This window comes from Catenulispora pinisilvae, assembly GCF_015356865.1.
Lineage (GTDB): Bacteria > Actinomycetota > Actinomycetes > Streptomycetales > Catenulisporaceae > Catenulispora > Catenulispora pinisilvae.
Window position 1 is genome coordinate 1 of sequence record NZ_JAAFZA010000101.1, and the last position, 13,910, is coordinate 13,910.

Annotated in this window: 16 protein-coding genes and 1 pseudogene; 3 read left to right on the top strand and 14 right to left on the bottom strand. The window is 67.1% G+C overall.

The window, feature by feature from the left end; genetic code table 11:
* The 12 genes and pseudogenes from IZR01_RS25665 to IZR01_RS25720 all read right to left on the bottom strand — a co-directional run.
* Nucleotides 1-319 (bottom strand): annotated as a pseudogene (locus IZR01_RS25665) (LysM peptidoglycan-binding domain-containing protein); the annotation flags it as partial.
* Nucleotides 320-398: 79 nt separating this feature from the next.
* A complete protein-coding gene (locus IZR01_RS25670; RefSeq protein WP_194925340.1) occupies nt 399-776 on the bottom strand; it encodes a pilus assembly protein TadG-related protein in 378 nt (125 codons plus the stop codon).
* Nucleotides 777-844: 68 nt separating this feature from the next.
* Nucleotides 845-1,321 (bottom strand): TadE family protein, encoded by a 477-nt coding sequence (locus IZR01_RS25675; RefSeq protein WP_194896871.1) that lies wholly within the window; start codon nt 1,319-1,321, stop codon nt 845-847.
* Nucleotides 1,322-1,376: 55 nt separating this feature from the next.
* Entirely contained in the window at nt 1,377-1,802 is a 426-nt protein-coding gene (locus tag IZR01_RS25680) for a TadE/TadG family type IV pilus assembly protein (protein WP_194896872.1), read from the bottom strand.
* Nucleotides 1,799-2,014, bottom strand: a complete 216-nt coding sequence (locus IZR01_RS25685; protein WP_194896873.1) for a hypothetical protein — start codon at nt 2,012-2,014, stop codon at nt 1,799-1,801. Before IZR01_RS25685 ends, IZR01_RS25680 begins: the two co-directional genes overlap by 4 nt.
* A 109-nt stretch (nt 2,015-2,123) precedes the next feature.
* Nucleotides 2,124-3,026 (bottom strand): type II secretion system F family protein, encoded by a 903-nt coding sequence (locus tag IZR01_RS25690; protein ID WP_194896874.1) that lies wholly within the window; start codon nt 3,024-3,026, stop codon nt 2,124-2,126.
* Entirely contained in the window at nt 3,023-3,913 is an 891-nt protein-coding gene (locus IZR01_RS25695; protein ID WP_194896875.1) for a type II secretion system F family protein, read from the bottom strand. Before IZR01_RS25695 ends, IZR01_RS25690 begins: the two co-directional genes overlap by 4 nt.
* A complete protein-coding gene (locus IZR01_RS25700; protein WP_194896876.1) occupies nt 3,910-5,238 on the bottom strand; it encodes a TadA family conjugal transfer-associated ATPase in 1,329 nt (442 codons plus the stop codon). Before IZR01_RS25700 ends, IZR01_RS25695 begins: the two co-directional genes overlap by 4 nt.
* Nucleotides 5,235-5,984 carry a hypothetical protein gene (locus IZR01_RS25705; protein WP_194896877.1) on the bottom strand — a complete coding sequence of 250 codons (750 nt, stop codon included), beginning with the start codon at nt 5,982-5,984 and terminating at the stop codon, nt 5,235-5,237. Before IZR01_RS25705 ends, IZR01_RS25700 begins: the two co-directional genes overlap by 4 nt.
* Nucleotides 5,985-6,085: 101 nt before the next feature.
* A complete protein-coding gene (locus IZR01_RS25710; RefSeq protein WP_194925341.1) occupies nt 6,086-6,772 on the bottom strand; it encodes an SAF domain-containing protein in 687 nt (228 codons plus the stop codon).
* A gap of 90 nt (nt 6,773-6,862) precedes the next feature.
* A complete protein-coding gene (locus IZR01_RS25715) occupies nt 6,863-7,507 on the bottom strand; it encodes a hypothetical protein (protein WP_228555320.1) in 645 nt (214 codons plus the stop codon).
* Between the two features lie 320 nt (nt 7,508-7,827).
* Nucleotides 7,828-8,520, bottom strand: a complete 693-nt coding sequence (locus tag IZR01_RS25720; protein ID WP_194896879.1) for a hypothetical protein — start codon at nt 8,518-8,520, stop codon at nt 7,828-7,830.
* 309 nt (nt 8,521-8,829) lie between these two features.
* Between IZR01_RS25720 and IZR01_RS25725 the strand changes: the two genes are divergently transcribed.
* The 3 genes from IZR01_RS25725 to IZR01_RS25735 all read left to right on the top strand — a co-directional run bounded on the left by IZR01_RS25725 (nt 8,830) and on the right by IZR01_RS25735 (nt 11,707).
* Entirely contained in the window at nt 8,830-9,345 is a 516-nt protein-coding gene (locus tag IZR01_RS25725) for a prepilin peptidase (RefSeq protein WP_194896880.1), read from the top strand.
* Nucleotides 9,346-9,510: 165 nt separating this feature from the next.
* Complete coding sequence (locus tag IZR01_RS25730; RefSeq protein ID WP_323746515.1) at nt 9,511-10,332, top strand: SAM-dependent methyltransferase; 822 nt, start codon at nt 9,511-9,513, stop codon at nt 10,330-10,332.
* 943 nt (nt 10,333-11,275) lie between these two features.
* Nucleotides 11,276-11,707, top strand: a complete 432-nt coding sequence (locus IZR01_RS25735; RefSeq protein WP_194896881.1) for a hypothetical protein — start codon at nt 11,276-11,278, stop codon at nt 11,705-11,707.
* A gap of 807 nt (nt 11,708-12,514) precedes the next feature.
* Here the strand turns inward: IZR01_RS25735 and IZR01_RS25740 are convergent.
* Nucleotides 12,515-13,210 carry a hypothetical protein gene (locus tag IZR01_RS25740; protein WP_194896882.1) on the bottom strand — a complete coding sequence of 232 codons (696 nt, stop codon included), beginning with the start codon at nt 13,208-13,210 and terminating at the stop codon, nt 12,515-12,517.
* Complete coding sequence (locus tag IZR01_RS25745) at nt 13,207-13,809, bottom strand: hypothetical protein (RefSeq protein ID WP_194896883.1); 603 nt, start codon at nt 13,807-13,809, stop codon at nt 13,207-13,209. The genes IZR01_RS25740 and IZR01_RS25745 overlap by 4 nt, the downstream gene beginning before the upstream one ends.
* Between the last annotated feature and the right edge of the window lie 101 nt (nt 13,810-13,910).

Consider the following 13,910-nt stretch of genomic DNA (forward strand, 5'->3'; position numbering starts at 1 on the left):
GGGTGGGGATGTGTGGGGCGTTGACCTGGCGGGCGGCGTAGACCAGCTCGACAAGGAAGCTGGCGGCGAGAATCAGCCACAGGTACCAGCCGATGACCGACAGGGCCTTTAGAAACAGCTGCGGTGTCATGGGGCTGGTCAGTGTGTGCTTGACCGCGTCCATGGTCGGTATCGAGTGCGGTATCGGGTTGCCGGCGTAGTGCAGCAGGGCCCAGGGGATGCCGGCGAGCACGCCGATGGTGATCGCGGCGGCCAGCAGCGCCATGACCACGCGGCTGATACCGCGCACGACGGCTCGCAACGCCCGATATACCGCCATGATCGCCGCCTCGTTTCTTGCTGCTTGCCGTGGGTGCCTGTGGAGTGCGCCGCAGTCGTGCGTCGCGTTGGGTTGGGTGTTAGGTGCCTTGTTCGGCTTTGGCGCTGGCGGTGACGTGTGCGGTCATCGCGCCCACGCCGACCATGCCGAGGAACGTTGTGGGCTGGACGTGGGTGACCGAGACGGTGACCGTGGTGCCGGCGACGTCGACCGTGCCGGTGTCTCCGGTGCCTGCTAGGAATGTCTGCGCGGCGTTGACGGCTGCGCCCGAGTCCAGGATTGCGCTGCTGCCGGCGCGCAGGGCGCCGATGTTGAGCGCCTGTGCGCCGGCCCTGGCCGCCTCCTGCGCCTCATTCAGGGCCCTGACACGTCCGTCCAGTGCTCGTCCGCCGTCGTAGACGAGTCCGACGAACAGAATCAGAGCTGAGGCAATGATGATGGTGAACACCGTCACCATCCCGTCCTCACACGCGGTTGGCGCATGCAGGGCCCGCCATCGCCGACGCAGTAGATCTGGTGTGTTTCTCATGGCTGGTCCGGGGTTGAACGGTATGTGTCAATGACTGAGGAGAAGGAGGCGGAGATGGTTTCGTGGCCGGGAAAGACTCCAAGGCCGGAGACATCGCCTAACGCAACGGTGCAGCTCAGCGTGACCCGGGCGGTCCCACCGGGGGTGGTGTCGGTCACGGTGGTGTTCACGTTCATCGGGGTGCAGGTGATTCCGGCCCCGGAAAGCGCCTGTGCCGCCGCGTCTTGTGCCGCGGTGTCGGCAGCACCGGGTGTGAGCGACAAGCTGGCGGCTCTCGCGGCGGCGTGCGTCGCCTGATCGACTTGGATTTTCGTATCGACCAGACGCCCGGCGGCGACCACCATCAGCAGGAACATGATGAACAGCGGGGTAACCAGGATCAGCTCCAGCGAGGCCGATCCCTGCTCGGGACAGGCCCGAAGCCGGCGCAGGCGTCCCGGCACGGCATGCCGGGACGCCGGTCGTCGTCGCATCACAGCGATCCCTTCAGTTCCAGAGTGATGAGGCGTCAGTAATCGCGAACTGACGCTAGTTCTTTGTCCACGCCTCGATAGGCGCGGAAGCGTGTGCGGAAACGTGCAGGTGGAAGCCGGGTATCAGGGACTGAACCGTTCCGGTCACGTCCGCGGTGGCCTCGGCCGCGCCTCGGGCGACGGTGATGGAGCGTTGCGGCAGGGTCCCGCCGGCCACCTGGTCCAGGATCTGCTGGCCCTGGGTCTGCCCGGTGCCGGAGGTCGCGTCTTGCGCTCGCGCCACCGCCACCGCTTGGCTGGCTGCGGTGTGCGCGGCCTCGGAGCCGAAGTAGAACATCGTGAACTGCGCGACCAGCAGAATCAGCAGCAGGACCAGCGGGAAGGCCAGCACCAGCTCCAAGGTGACCGACCCGCGTTCGGGCTGCTTACGCAGCCGGGCGAGGCGGGACGGCCCCCTGGCCGCGGCGCCGGGGTGTCTCACTGGTTCGGCGACAGGTTGATGTCGTTCGCGGCACCGGTGGCCTTAGTCTTCAGGACTGCCATGACGGCGATCGCGATGAGCACCACGGCGCCGGCTATGACGACCAGCTCAACGGTTCCCATGCCCTTTTCGCGATTTTCTTCCTTGCGCAGTTCGTTGAACCGGGCCAGGTAGCCCTGGAGCATGACCTTCAGGGGAGTGAGCTCAGACATCTTCTTGCGCCTTTCCTTGGTGCGATCGGTGTGTGAGCTGCCGGTTGGCAGCGTCTGGCGGCCGGGCGGGACTGCCTGGCCGAAGCTGAGGGGTGGACAGATGGGGGCGTTAGTGCCCTGGTAGGCCGGTGATGACGTGGGCCATCGCGGGGTAGCCGATCATGATCATGAAGCCCAGGCCCATGACCACGACCGGGAGGCTCATTCGCTCGGTAGCGGCGTTGGCTTGGCCTTCTGCCTCGGCCAGGGCGCCGGCGCGCAGGGTCGCCGCCTTGGCCGACAGACTCGCGCGGACCTTGGCGCCTTCGGAGTTTGCCAGCCCCAGGGATGCCGCCAGCTGGTCCAGCGCTGGCACGTCCAGCTCGGCACCGAGCTGCCCCAGTGTCTGCCACGGGCTGACCCGGGAGATCTCGGCGGTGGCCAGGGCCTTACGCAGCGCGACGAACGCCCAGCCGTCGCCGACCAAGGAGGCCTCCTTCAGGGCTGCCTCTACGCCGCCGCCGGCGGCTAGTGACAGCGTGACCAGGTCCAGGAATGCGCTCAGGGCCCGGGTCATCTCGGCTCGGCGTTCGGCGGCCTCGGTGCGGATGATGTAGTCCGGCGCCAGGAAACCGGCCGCGGCGAACGCCGCCGACAGCCAGGCAGGTAGCAGCCAGCCCAGCGGCGTGCCAGCTGCGGAGAGCAGCGCGGCCAGGGCCAGCGGCGCGCCCAGACCGAGTACCGCGAGCATGCCCTTCTGCGCCAGATGGGATGCGGTCGAGCGTTCCAGCACCGCCAGGTCCTTGCGGGCCCTGGCGCCGGGCAGCCCGAGCCCGGCCAGGAACCCGGCCAAAGGGGCTCCGGCGCGGGCCACCCAGCCATCGGACTTGGAGGCCAGGATCGGCGCGGGCGCCGTGGGGGCCGACATGGCGGACATGGCCTGGGCCAGGCTCGGCTTGGGCGGATACAACCCGTACACCACTACCGCCACGGCCAGGCCGAACCCGCCGCCGAAGATCAGAGCCGTGATCACCGCTGAAGTCCTTCCTCGACGGGATGGGCCTGCAGGCGCGTCAGGAACCGGGTTGGTTTCTTCGGTGCGGCGATCTTGTGAAGCCACCAGAACGAAACGGCGAAGATCCCAGCGACCAGCGCCAGAACCACCTGCCCGGCGCTGCTGCCGAAGGGCGCCATGTAGGAGCTGTCCATGGCCATCAGCACCCCGGCGATGCCCAAGACGAAGACGACGATGATCCGCACCGAGGAACGGGTGCGCTGCCGGTCGGCGGTGATCCGCATCTGGGCAGCGGCCTGCTGACGGGCGTAGTCGGCCAGCTCGGTCAAGACCTCGCCCAGGTTGCGGGCCTGTTGCTTTGAGGCCAGCACGAGGGCTGCGACCACCAGGTCGCCGGTCGCGTCGCCCAGGTCCGCGGCGAAGACTCGCAGCGCCTGATCCAGCCGCATCCCAGTCTTCAGGTTCGCGGCCAACGCGTGGACCTCGGCCCGGATCGGCGCCGGAGCGCTGGTCGCGGCGGCCAGGATCGACTGCTCCAGACCGGCTGCCGCCCCGAGGGTGTCGCGCAATGCCTCGGTAAACGTGGCAATGGCCTCTACCCGGGCCTGTTCGCCGACCGCCGCGCGGTCCTTACCGAACATGCCCGGTAGCGCCCAGGCCGCCAGCGCGGCGATCGCGGCGGCCACGGGCCAGCCGGTGAACGCCGCCGCCGCTACCGCGGCGGCGATCGAGATCAGCACCCGTCTGGTCGTGCCCGGCGCCTTCAACCGCTCCAGCAACTCCTCGACGCCCGGACCCTTCGGTTCGGCGTCGGCGGGCACACCAATCAGCCCGCGAAGCATCAGCGTGATCCCCGCCGCCACGCCGATACCGCACAGCACGGACGTCAACACTCCCGGTGTCACAGCGACCACCCCGCGCGGGCCGAACGCTCCAGCACGACAGGGTCCAGGCCTGCCTCGATGAGCAGGTCTGCGGTGTCGGCCGTCCAGCCGGTCCCGGGCACAGCGCGGCCCTGGCGGTCGGGGCGGAGTACTTCGTTGCTGGTGACTTCGCCGTTGTCTCCGACGCCGGTGATCTCACGGATCGAGGAGATGACGCGGGACCCGTCACGCAGCCGCCGTAGCTGGATCACTACGTGCAGAGCGGTACTAACCAGCAGGTTGGTCGCGGCACGGTCTAGTCGCTCCGGGGCCTGGATCGCATAGGAGGCGAGCTTGTCGAACGCCTGCTTGCTGGTGGAGGCGTGCATGGTGCCGATCGAGCCGTCGCTGCCCATCATCATGGCGTTCAGCATGCTGACGAGCTCTTCGCCGCGGACCTCGCCGACGATCACCCGGGAGGCGTTCATCCGCAGCGACATCCGCACCAGATCGGCCTGGGTCACCTCACCGTTTCCCTCGAGGTTTCCCTGCCTGGCCTGCATAGCCACCACATCGGGGTGCTGCTTGCCCAGGGCGAGTTCGTAGGTGTCTTCGATGGTGACCAGACGTTCTTCCGGACTGATGCACGCAGCAAGCGCCCGCACCAGCGTCGTCTTGCCGTGTCCCATGCCGCCGCAGACCAGGATGTTCAACTTCGCCCGCACCGCCGCGGCAAGCTGGGCGGCGATGTCGAGGTCGAACACACCCATCGCGGACAGCTCCTGCAGCGACACCGCCATGTGCCGGTGCCGCCGTACCGTCATCGACACTCGGTCAGACACGGCCATCACCGCGAACAGCCGCGAACCGTCCGGGAGCTGGATGTTCAGCTGTGGGTGGGCACGGTCGAACATCCGCTCCTCGGTGCCGGCCCGCGCGGCGATCGTGCGCAGCAGATCGACGAAGTCCTCCTCAGAGGCGGCGATCGGCCCGACCTGTACTTTCCTGCCATCGGCGTAGTGGATGAAGACACAGTCGTGGCCGTTGGCCGTGATGTTCTCCACCTCGGGGTCATCCAGCCACCGCTGCAACCCACCCATGCCGAACAGCGCATCGAACACCGCACGGGCGACCCGGGTCTCAGCCTGCCCATTCAGCACGTCCAAGCCGCCATCGGCCAGCGCGGCACGCGCGTGGGCGATGAGCGCATCGTCGATCAGTACGCGGCCAATCCGCTGCCGCTCGGCCGAGTCGGTGTTCTCACCGACACGATCGGCCAGCCGGGCACCGACCGAGGCGCGCAGCTTGCGCACCAGGTGCTGCTCGTCCTCTGACAGCGCCTCCCGCTCGAAAACCGCAACGCTCATGCCAAAGCTCCAATCCGGTCAGACTCGACGCCATCATCGGCAACTGCGTCCTGCGGTTCGGCATCGGACACCGAACCAGGACGCAGCTGCTCGGTGGCGAGCGTCGCCGCGAGCGCGCCTGCGGCCTTGGCCAGCGGCAAGCCCGCGATGCCGCCGCCCCCGGCCAGTCGGGATAGGATCCCGCGCGGGTCAGGGCGGCCGGCCAGCATTGCCGCCGCCGCCGCGTCTATCGGCAGCTCGGCGATCACTGCGATCCCGGTCTCGGCCTCGATCTCGTCTTTGGAGAACGGACCGACACCCACCGTGACCAACACAAGCCGGGTCCCCGCCGCTTCACAGCGGGCCAGCAGAGCCTCGGCGGCGCTGATCACCCGAGTCAGCTCCTCCAGCACCGGACGCACCACCAGCAGAAGCACCTCGGCAGCCTCGGCCACCGCCCAACCCCAGCCGAGCGGAGCAAGATCGCCCAGATCGGTAACCACAGCGAGGTCCTGCTGTTCCGCGACCGCACGCAGCCACGGTCGGCCGTCCTCGGCCAGCATCTTCATCGCCGCAGCGGTGCGATCCGCTGGCGGCGGCGCCAGCAGCACCTTCAAGCCACCCGGCAGCTCCTGGACATGCTCGAAGACCAGCGAGGCGTCGGTGCTGCGACGAGCCGCGACCGACAGCGACGCCAACCCCGGCTCCGTCGCCAGGTTGAACCTGGCCGCCACATCACCGCCGCGAACATCGGCCTCGAGCAGCACCGGCTCCCCGGCCCCCGAACCCGGCCACATCGCCGCAACTGCGGCAGCCGTGGTCGTCGAACCGGGCGAGGACTTCAACGAGCCAAACGCGATCAGCATGTTCAGCTCCCCGCCGGGGCGGACAGCACCAGCTGCACCTGCGCCGCCGGAATCGAAGCGATCGCCGAAGCTGCCCCGGCATCGGCCAGCAGCGACACCGACCCCGTCGCCGAATCCGTGCCCGGCGTGATCGACAGCACCACCGCCGATGGCGCCGCCGACAACGGCAGCGCCGATATTGGGCCCGAACTGCCCGGGGCAGGAGCAGTACCGACCACCACGTGCGCGCCCGCCGTCATTTCCGCCGGATACTGGCCGGTCTTCACCGCCACAGCGATTACCTGCTGTCCGGCCGGCGGGAACGAAGCCGGCCCCACCTCACGACGAGTCAGCAGCGCACCAGGCGCCAGCGGCAACGCCGCCTGCTGCCCGACCACAGAGCCCTGCGCCGACGCCGGGATCAAGCCCAGCCCGGCGTCAGTGCCAACCTGCACCACCGCCAAGTCAGAACCCTTGATCGCTTGACCCGCCCGTAGCTGATGCACCACCGCCAAATAGGACTGCCTACCGCCGAGATTCAGCGACGTCGCAGCAAAACCGACCGCGAACACCACCGCCAGGGCACCGCCCAGCAGTGCGTAGGGCACACTGCGGCGCTTGGTGGACGGCGCCAGACGAGGCTCCGGCTTCTTCGCGCCGACACGGCCGGTCAGCTTGACCGGTTCCGTTTTTGAGATGGGGGCAGCCACGATATGGCCTTTCGCAGGTGAAAGTAGGGAAAGAGAAGGTCCCGGGTCCGCGGCAGGCCGCGAAGACTCCGGCGAGACGAAGATGCGGATCTACCCGGTGGTGACGATCGCCTGGCTCTGTAGGACGGTGACCGGGATAGTTGTGGTCGTCGTCAGGCCGTTGAGTGTCCCGGCTTGTCCGGCGCCCACCCAGGTGATCCGCCAGTTGATCGTGGCCGAGACCTGAAACACCCCGCCAGGCGCGGAGCCGGAAGAGATTTTATATTGGTGCCCGCAGTCCGGCGACGATGCCTTGGGATCGGTGCCGGCAGTGAACGGCGTCCCGGGTCCGGCGCATACCGTCGAGGTCCCGTCGCCGAAGGCCCACGCCACCGATACCGGGGTGGCCGTGGCCGTCACCGACTCACCGGGCACCTCGGCCTTGGCCGATACCGGAGCCCACCCGCTTCGGGGCAAGAACTCCCAGGTCGGGACACCAACCCACTGGGGACTGCCCTCTGGGGGGTTCGAGGCGATCGACGGCTTGGGCAACACCAGCAGGCTGCGCGCCTGCGCAGCAAGGGCCGCCGGCGCAGGCAACACCGCCGCCGCCGACGGAGGCGTCGTCAGCCACACCCAGTCCTGCGTCGTCGTGGCGACCGGTTTGTTCGGGTCGCCACCGAGCTTGATCCCGTCTGGGCACGTCCTGACGTACCAGGCGCCCTTCTCCCCGGTGTGCTGGTCCTCACCAGGCATCGGCGTGTAGTCCGGAGCAGGAGCGTAGGTGCAGGTTCCGTTGATGACCGTCTGTTCGGGAGACGGCGGCGAAGACGCTCCCGACCCGCTCGAACCCGACCCACCTCCCGACCCAGAGCCCCGGCTCGGCGACGGCGTACTGCTCGGCGAACCAGGCTTGTGCGCATCGACCGTGCAGGAGCCAGAGTCCGGCTGGGTGCAGATGACACCACCACCGCCCCCGACCGGGTCGGAACCGGACGCAGAGGCAAACGATCCGCCGAGCGCCACCGGCATGATGGCCGCCGCGGTGAGCGCAGCCGCCCGAAGCGCTATTCGGGTCAGCATGTGCCTGCCGCACTAAGCGCGAACGCCGACACCTTCAAAACCCCGCCGGTCGTCTCGACCAGGGCCTGGGTCTTGTGCCGCCCGTTCGGCTGGCCACCGGTCACCAGCGTGGAATCAGCCGTGTACAGGTTGTAGGAGGTGTCGTCCATGCAGTCCTCGACCAGCACCTTTGCCGAATCCCCGGAGCCGGTGATCTCCGTGGCCGTGGGGTGAAGAAGCTTCGGCTCGCCCTTGGCCACGTAGCCGTTCTGCTTGTTGAGGTAGATCGCCTGATGGAAGTAGGTCAGGGCGCCGCCGGTGAGGTGGTCGGTCAGCGTCAGGTCACGGTCGTTCATCGTCGCCTGGACTTTGACGACGTCCGCCCACATCGCCCGGTAGGTCGCGATCGCAGCCTGCGACTGCGGGCTGTTCTGGTCCACTGCTGCGGAAGACGATGCCGACTCGGCCGGGCCCGTGGCCGACGGGGATGAGGTCGGGGCCTGCACGGCCGAAGAGGTCGGCCCCGAGGGGGCTTTCGACGCGCCAGATGAGCTGCTTGCGCAGCCTGCCGCTGCCAGCAGCGTCGCGCCAAGCACGACGCCCACGGAGGCGCGGCCTCCGCGACGATGATGATTGAACACCTGAAATCCCCGTTTATAGTACTGCGAGCGGTCTAGTCCGCCTTCGTGGAGCCACAGGATAGGCATGCCGACTCGATCTTCACCAGCCCCCATAGGCGCTGACATCGGGTGCGTTACACAGTCGATAACTACAGCAGTTGACATAGGGTTACATTGGCCGCGCTGTTACTGTTTCGTGACTAGGGTCGGCGCGACTCGCGTCGCGTCTGACCTGCTGGAGAGGCACAGATGACTCACCTGACTACCAGCGCCCCGGCTATCACCCTCGGCGCGTGCGTAGGCCTCGCTGCAGGTTTGTATGCGCGCCGCGTTGCCCGCTGTACTGCGCGCGAGCCGGGGCCGGACGGAGCGCGGCAGGCGATGCCCACTTGCGACTTGCTGGCAGCGATCCTTGGCGCCGGGTTCGGAGCGCTCGTCGGCGCCCGTTTCGGCTTGTCCGCTTGTTTGCCGGCCTATCTATACCTTGCTGCGCTCGCACCACCACTTGCTGTAGCCGACGCGACCACAAGGCGGTTGCCCAACCGGATCCTGCTGCCCGCCTACCCGATTGGCGCCGCCTTGCTGGCGTTCGCAGCCTGGCGGGTCGGCGAGACCAGCGCACTGTGGCGGGCGGTGACCGCCGGCACGGTTTTGTACGTCGTGTTTCTCGCCGTCGCGCTGGCCGCACCCGGGGCGCTGGGTTTCGGCGACGTGAAGCTGTCAGGGCTTGTCGGCGGGTTTCTCGGCTTTCTGGGATGGTCAACGCTCCTGCGCGGCATGACGATCGCGTTCGTCTCCGCCGCCGTCTACGTCGTGACCCGTGCGGTGGCCTGGCATCGACTAAGTGGCCAGGCATTGCCCTTGGGCCCGGCGCTTCTGTTCGGAACGTTGCTCGCGGTGGTCCTAAGCTGAGACTAGGATATACGGGTTCTCATTTCCTACATCTTCATCGTCATGGCAGGTCACGGCCACCGCGAGACCGGCCGATGTCATCATCACAACCCGGTCAGGATGCAGCGGAAGCCGCTATGCTGGGGTGTCGGGCAGAGCGTGACAAGCCGCACTAAGGACAAGAGCGTGAACAACCACCGGCCTGCGTGGGCACCCTCGGAAGTGGACATCGAGAAGCCGTCGGCTGCTCGCATGTACGACTATTTCTTGGGCGGATCCCATAATTTCGAGTCCAATCGGGAGCTAGCTGAGAAGTACATTGAGGTCCTTCCGGACATGCCGGTGATCGCCCAGGCTCAGCGAACGGTGCTTCATCGCGCTGTGCGCTTCTTGGCCACGGCTGGGATCGACCAATTCCTTGACCTCGGCTCCGGGATCCCCACGGCCGGTGCCGTCCACGAGGTCGCCCGCGAAATCAACCCTGAGGCGCGGGTGGCCTACGTGGATTCCGACCCGGTCGCATTCGCTCACACCACTGCGATGTTGGACGACCTCGACGGCGTCGGCACAGTGTATTCCGACCTGCGCGATCCGGACAGTGTCCTGACCAACCCTGTGACCGCCGAGACGCTGGATCTGAGCCGACCGGTAGCGGTATTGATGATCGCCGTGCTGCACTTCGTTCCCGATCAAGATGACCCGGCCGACGTCGTTACCGCCTACCGGGCGGCCACCGCCCCGGGCTCCTATTTGGCGATCACGCACGCAACCAGTGACTACCGCCCGGAGTTGGCGCGACGGGCCGAGGCGGTCTACACCGGTGCCAGCCATCCGATTAGTTACCGCGGACGGGAGCAGATCCTGGCCATGCTCGCCGGCTATGAGTTGGTGGCCCCAGGCCTTACCGACATGATTCGCTGGCGGCCCGATCCTCAGGCCGACCCGGATCCGCTAGGCGGGGATGTCACGCGTTACTCGGGCTACGCCGCCGTCGGTCGGCGGTATTGAGTACCCGCCTGGCAGCGACCTGCCCACAGCCCTGTTAGCCATAACCGCGAGGGGCACATGGAACCTGGTCGCCTCCAGGAGCGGGCTATCCGAGCCACCCCCGGGGCTGGTCTCCGCGTTCGCGGAGATGATCTATGGCCTGACGTTCGGTAGAGAGTACGGCGAGCCGGAAGCATGACGTCGGGCCCGACCTCGCGCCGTCTCAATCTTGACCGAAGCGCACTGGCTTGGCGCGCCGGTTGTGGAGTCTGGCGTGACCAACCGCGGTAACGATCGCCCTGCGTACGCTGCTCGCGCCAGCAGTCAGCGGCCCGATTTGGCTCATTCACCATCGCGGCATCACGGCGGCTTGAGACCAGCTTGTCGGCGGCCATAGACCGGCCGCTATGTCGCGACGCCGAACCATCCGGACAGCAGACCGAACGCCTGACTGAATCCCCAGCTGTCGGCGCCCCGATGGGCAGCAGGCGACGGTGTGGCATGCCAGTCGGGCCAGTCAGAGCGAGGACGTGTTGGTCATGGCGGTCCAGCCCGTTCTCGCCGCGTCGTACGTCTTCATCGAAAAGCGGTCAGCGGCGGGCACGGCGGTGCCAGTCGGCGGCACGACGTGCTGTGGAGGACGCCGTGGTCTTTAACCACAGCTACCGTGCGGACGGTAGATGAGTGTGTTCGTCGCCCCGTCACTAGTTCCGAGATCAATGGGCAGTTGAGGCTTGCGGTATCCGCTCAGCTGATGTCGGCTTTCATCGACGGCGAACAACACGCGCTGGTTGCAAAGGACCGTCCGTGCCCTGGATGTTGCGGCATAGTGCGACGCCTGGTGCAGGCTGTGTTGCGATCCGAAGGATTATCGCCTGCGTCAACTCGCAGGGCTCTACGATATCGACCAGCACAGACACCACCTCTGCGGTTCCAGCGCGCGGAAGGCTGAAGGAGACGAGGCATGCCGAACTTCATCGGCAACCGGCAAGTCAGCAACGAGGAGTACGAGGCACACCAGGCGCAGTACCGCGCTGAGCACGAGGAAATGCTTTATGGGTCTGGTGGGAGGCGCGAGCAGAACCCCAAAAACTTCGCCAGGATGATCCTAGAGGAGGTCCAGCCCTTCGGGCTGGAGGAGCTATCGATTCTGGAGCCGCACGTCGTGCAGCAAATCTGCGCCGCAGGCTTGAAGGCTGTGGCTTTCGCTGCCGACGAGAACGGTGAGGTCGTAAAAAAGCTAGTCGACCCTCGGCAGCTTCTGGCCGAAGCGTCGTCCCGGGAACTGGAGCGGGCGCAACGCGTTGCATGGGCCCACCCAAAGGCCTACCCGCCGTGGCCACTCACGTGGGACCAAATGGACCGTCTCGAAGAGCGGCCACATCACAGACTCTGACGTCATCGCCCAGCACGTGCGCCCAGCCATCGTGCTGTCGACCTTGACCGAAGTCTCCCAGTTTCTCCCGGGCGAAGACGCGGACCGATAGCGGAACGTCGGCTGAACAAGTTAGTAGACGCTGACCATGAACCCGGCGCGCGGTAGCTGGGCAGCGTGGTGGCCAGGTGGCGTCATCGCTGGGTTTGCGGAAAGTCAGCTATGCGTCGAGCCACCCAGCCAGGGTTTTGACTGCCCGCCAGCACCGCCAGGCGTTCGCTCCGGTGCGCTCCTTCGGGAAGCCCGGTCCACATCCGGCCAGGGTGTCGAACAGGTAGGCGCTGGTCAACAACTGCGGATCGTGTCAAGCACCGTAGTTTACGGCGCGGTTGCGCGTGGCGTGGTCGACGTACCGCCAGTGATGCAGGCGCCGACGCCAGTCCGCAACCGCTGCCAACTTGCCCAGTGCGTCATCGTAGGGCAGGTGGTGGGCCAGCAGCCCGTTGCGACCTGAACCCGCAGGTGTGTGCTCGGTGCATCCGGCGCTGTTCCTCCGCAGACACCGGACAGGGCATACGGGTGTCGTGCCGAGGCGAGCCCGGACTCCTGCAAGGACCGCGTGACCCGCTCGACCGTGATCCCGAGCTAACGTTCTTAGCAATCTGAACGGTGTTGAGTCGCTGCTCCAGATACAGCGCCTGGATCACCGCCGAATCCGAGTCCGGCCGCCTGCGCCACGGCTGGGCCGCGCGAAGACCATTCTGATTCCCATCTACAGCCGCCACGGCCCCGTTCACGGTTGTGTGACGTCGAGCCCGGACGGCGATTCTAGCCTCCCTGCTGGCCAGGGTCGTTGCTGCCCTCGATCGTGATCTGGTCGAGACCGAGCAACGCCAAACCGTTGGGGCCGTCCAAGTCGACCGAGTAGCCGTTGATCTGCACCGGCTCGTCGGGAACGGCGTCGAAGCCATCGAAGCCTGCCCCGGTGATGGTGCCGGACAGCCCGGAGTAGACGCCGTCGATGACCTTGATGCGGGTACCGCGGGTGAGGCCGCCGAGTTCGCGCTCCAGCGCGTGGTGAACGTAGCCCGAAGCCGTATTCCAGTAGACGGCGGTCGCCATTTCGGGCACGTTCGGCCTGACGGACCGGGACAAGCCGGTGCCCGCCCATCGCGGTTGATCGTCCAGGTTGTCCCAGTTGCGTTCCAGCCAGGCCCACGTCTGCGCGGCGGTGTCGCCCGGCAGCAACGGTGCGAGCTCGCCGCTGGCGTCGATCGCGCTGCGCACCAGGTTCCGCAGCTTGCTCGTCGAGAAGTGGTCCAGCACCGGCGCCCAGGTCGTGTCCCAGCCGTCTTGAGCGCCGGTGGCCAGCACGGCGTAGTCGACGACGGCGATAAGGCCGCGGATCGCGAGGAAGTCGAAGCTGTCCTCGCCGCCGTGGGCCGGATCGACGATGGTGCCGGCGCGCTCGAGGGCCTGTTGCCAAAGCTCCTGGTGCGTCTGGTCCTTGAGGGCTGTCGTCATCTCATATTCCTTCCCGGGCGTTCCGCGGTCGTCCAGTCTCCGTGGTCGCCTGTGTGGAACTTGGTGTGCGCGCATTGGTCGTGTGTAGACCGGCGGTTGAAGCGGAACCTTTCGCCCCAGCTGGCGGTTCGCCCGCCTGGTGCCGGTCTCGTGGCCGGGCACTGCGGCAGGTCTATGCTCGGGTGCAGCCAGGCCAGGGCTTCGGGCTCGTCCTGCTTCAAGGTCACCGATACGTAGGCGGGCATGGTGCGGGATGTCACGCCCAGACCGAGGTGCCATATCGTCAGGCCTGCCGCTGCCACCGCCTGCTGCAATGGCGGGCACAGTCGACCGACGCTGCTGATGACGAAACCGGGGTGGCCGTTCAGCCCGAGGTCACGCGTCGGCTCAACGCCGCCGCGCCCGGTCCCGAACCGGCGGCCACGGGGATCTTCGATGGCGGCCAGCAGGTGTGTGCTGAACACCGTGATCTGTTCGGTGGTCGCCGGGAACTGGGCGCGCGCGGCGCCTGGCATATTCGTGGTCAGCGTGCTTCCATCCGGCTTGACGAAGTCGAAGTCGGTCTGCGGCGAGGTCAGCAGGTTAGCCCAGAATCTCACAGTGAACTCCACAGCCTCGGGGCCTGGGCGCTGTGCGGACTCGTCGTTTCGGGTCTTCTTCTGTGTGCTCATCTGCTGTACGCCGATCCCGTCTCCATATC

Excerpts from the sequence above, each read along its gene's own strand:
- IZR01_RS25685 (WP_194896873.1), bottom strand. The coding sequence starts at position 2,014 with ATGTCTGAGCTCACTCCCCTGAAGGTCATGCTCCAGGGCTACCTGGCC.
- IZR01_RS25700 (WP_194896876.1), bottom strand. The coding sequence starts at position 5,238 with ATGAGCGTTGCGGTTTTCGAGCGGGAGGCGCTGTCAGAGGACGAGCAG.
- IZR01_RS25675 (WP_194896871.1), bottom strand. The coding sequence starts at position 1,321 with ATGCGACGACGACCGGCGTCCCGGCATGCCGTGCCGGGACGCCTGCGC.
- IZR01_RS25735 (WP_194896881.1), top strand. The coding sequence starts at position 11,276 with ATGCCGAACTTCATCGGCAACCGGCAAGTCAGCAACGAGGAGTACGAG.
- IZR01_RS25720 (WP_194896879.1), bottom strand. The coding sequence starts at position 8,520 with ATGCCTATCCTGTGGCTCCACGAAGGCGGACTAGACCGCTCGCAGTAC.
- IZR01_RS25670 (WP_194925340.1), bottom strand. The coding sequence starts at position 776 with ATGGTGACGGTGTTCACCATCATCATTGCCTCAGCTCTGATTCTGTTC.
- IZR01_RS25740 (WP_194896882.1), bottom strand. The coding sequence starts at position 13,210 with ATGACGACAGCCCTCAAGGACCAGACGCACCAGGAGCTTTGGCAACAG.
- IZR01_RS25715 (WP_228555320.1), bottom strand. The coding sequence starts at position 7,507 with ATGCCTGGTGAGGACCAGCACACCGGGGAGAAGGGCGCCTGGTACGTC.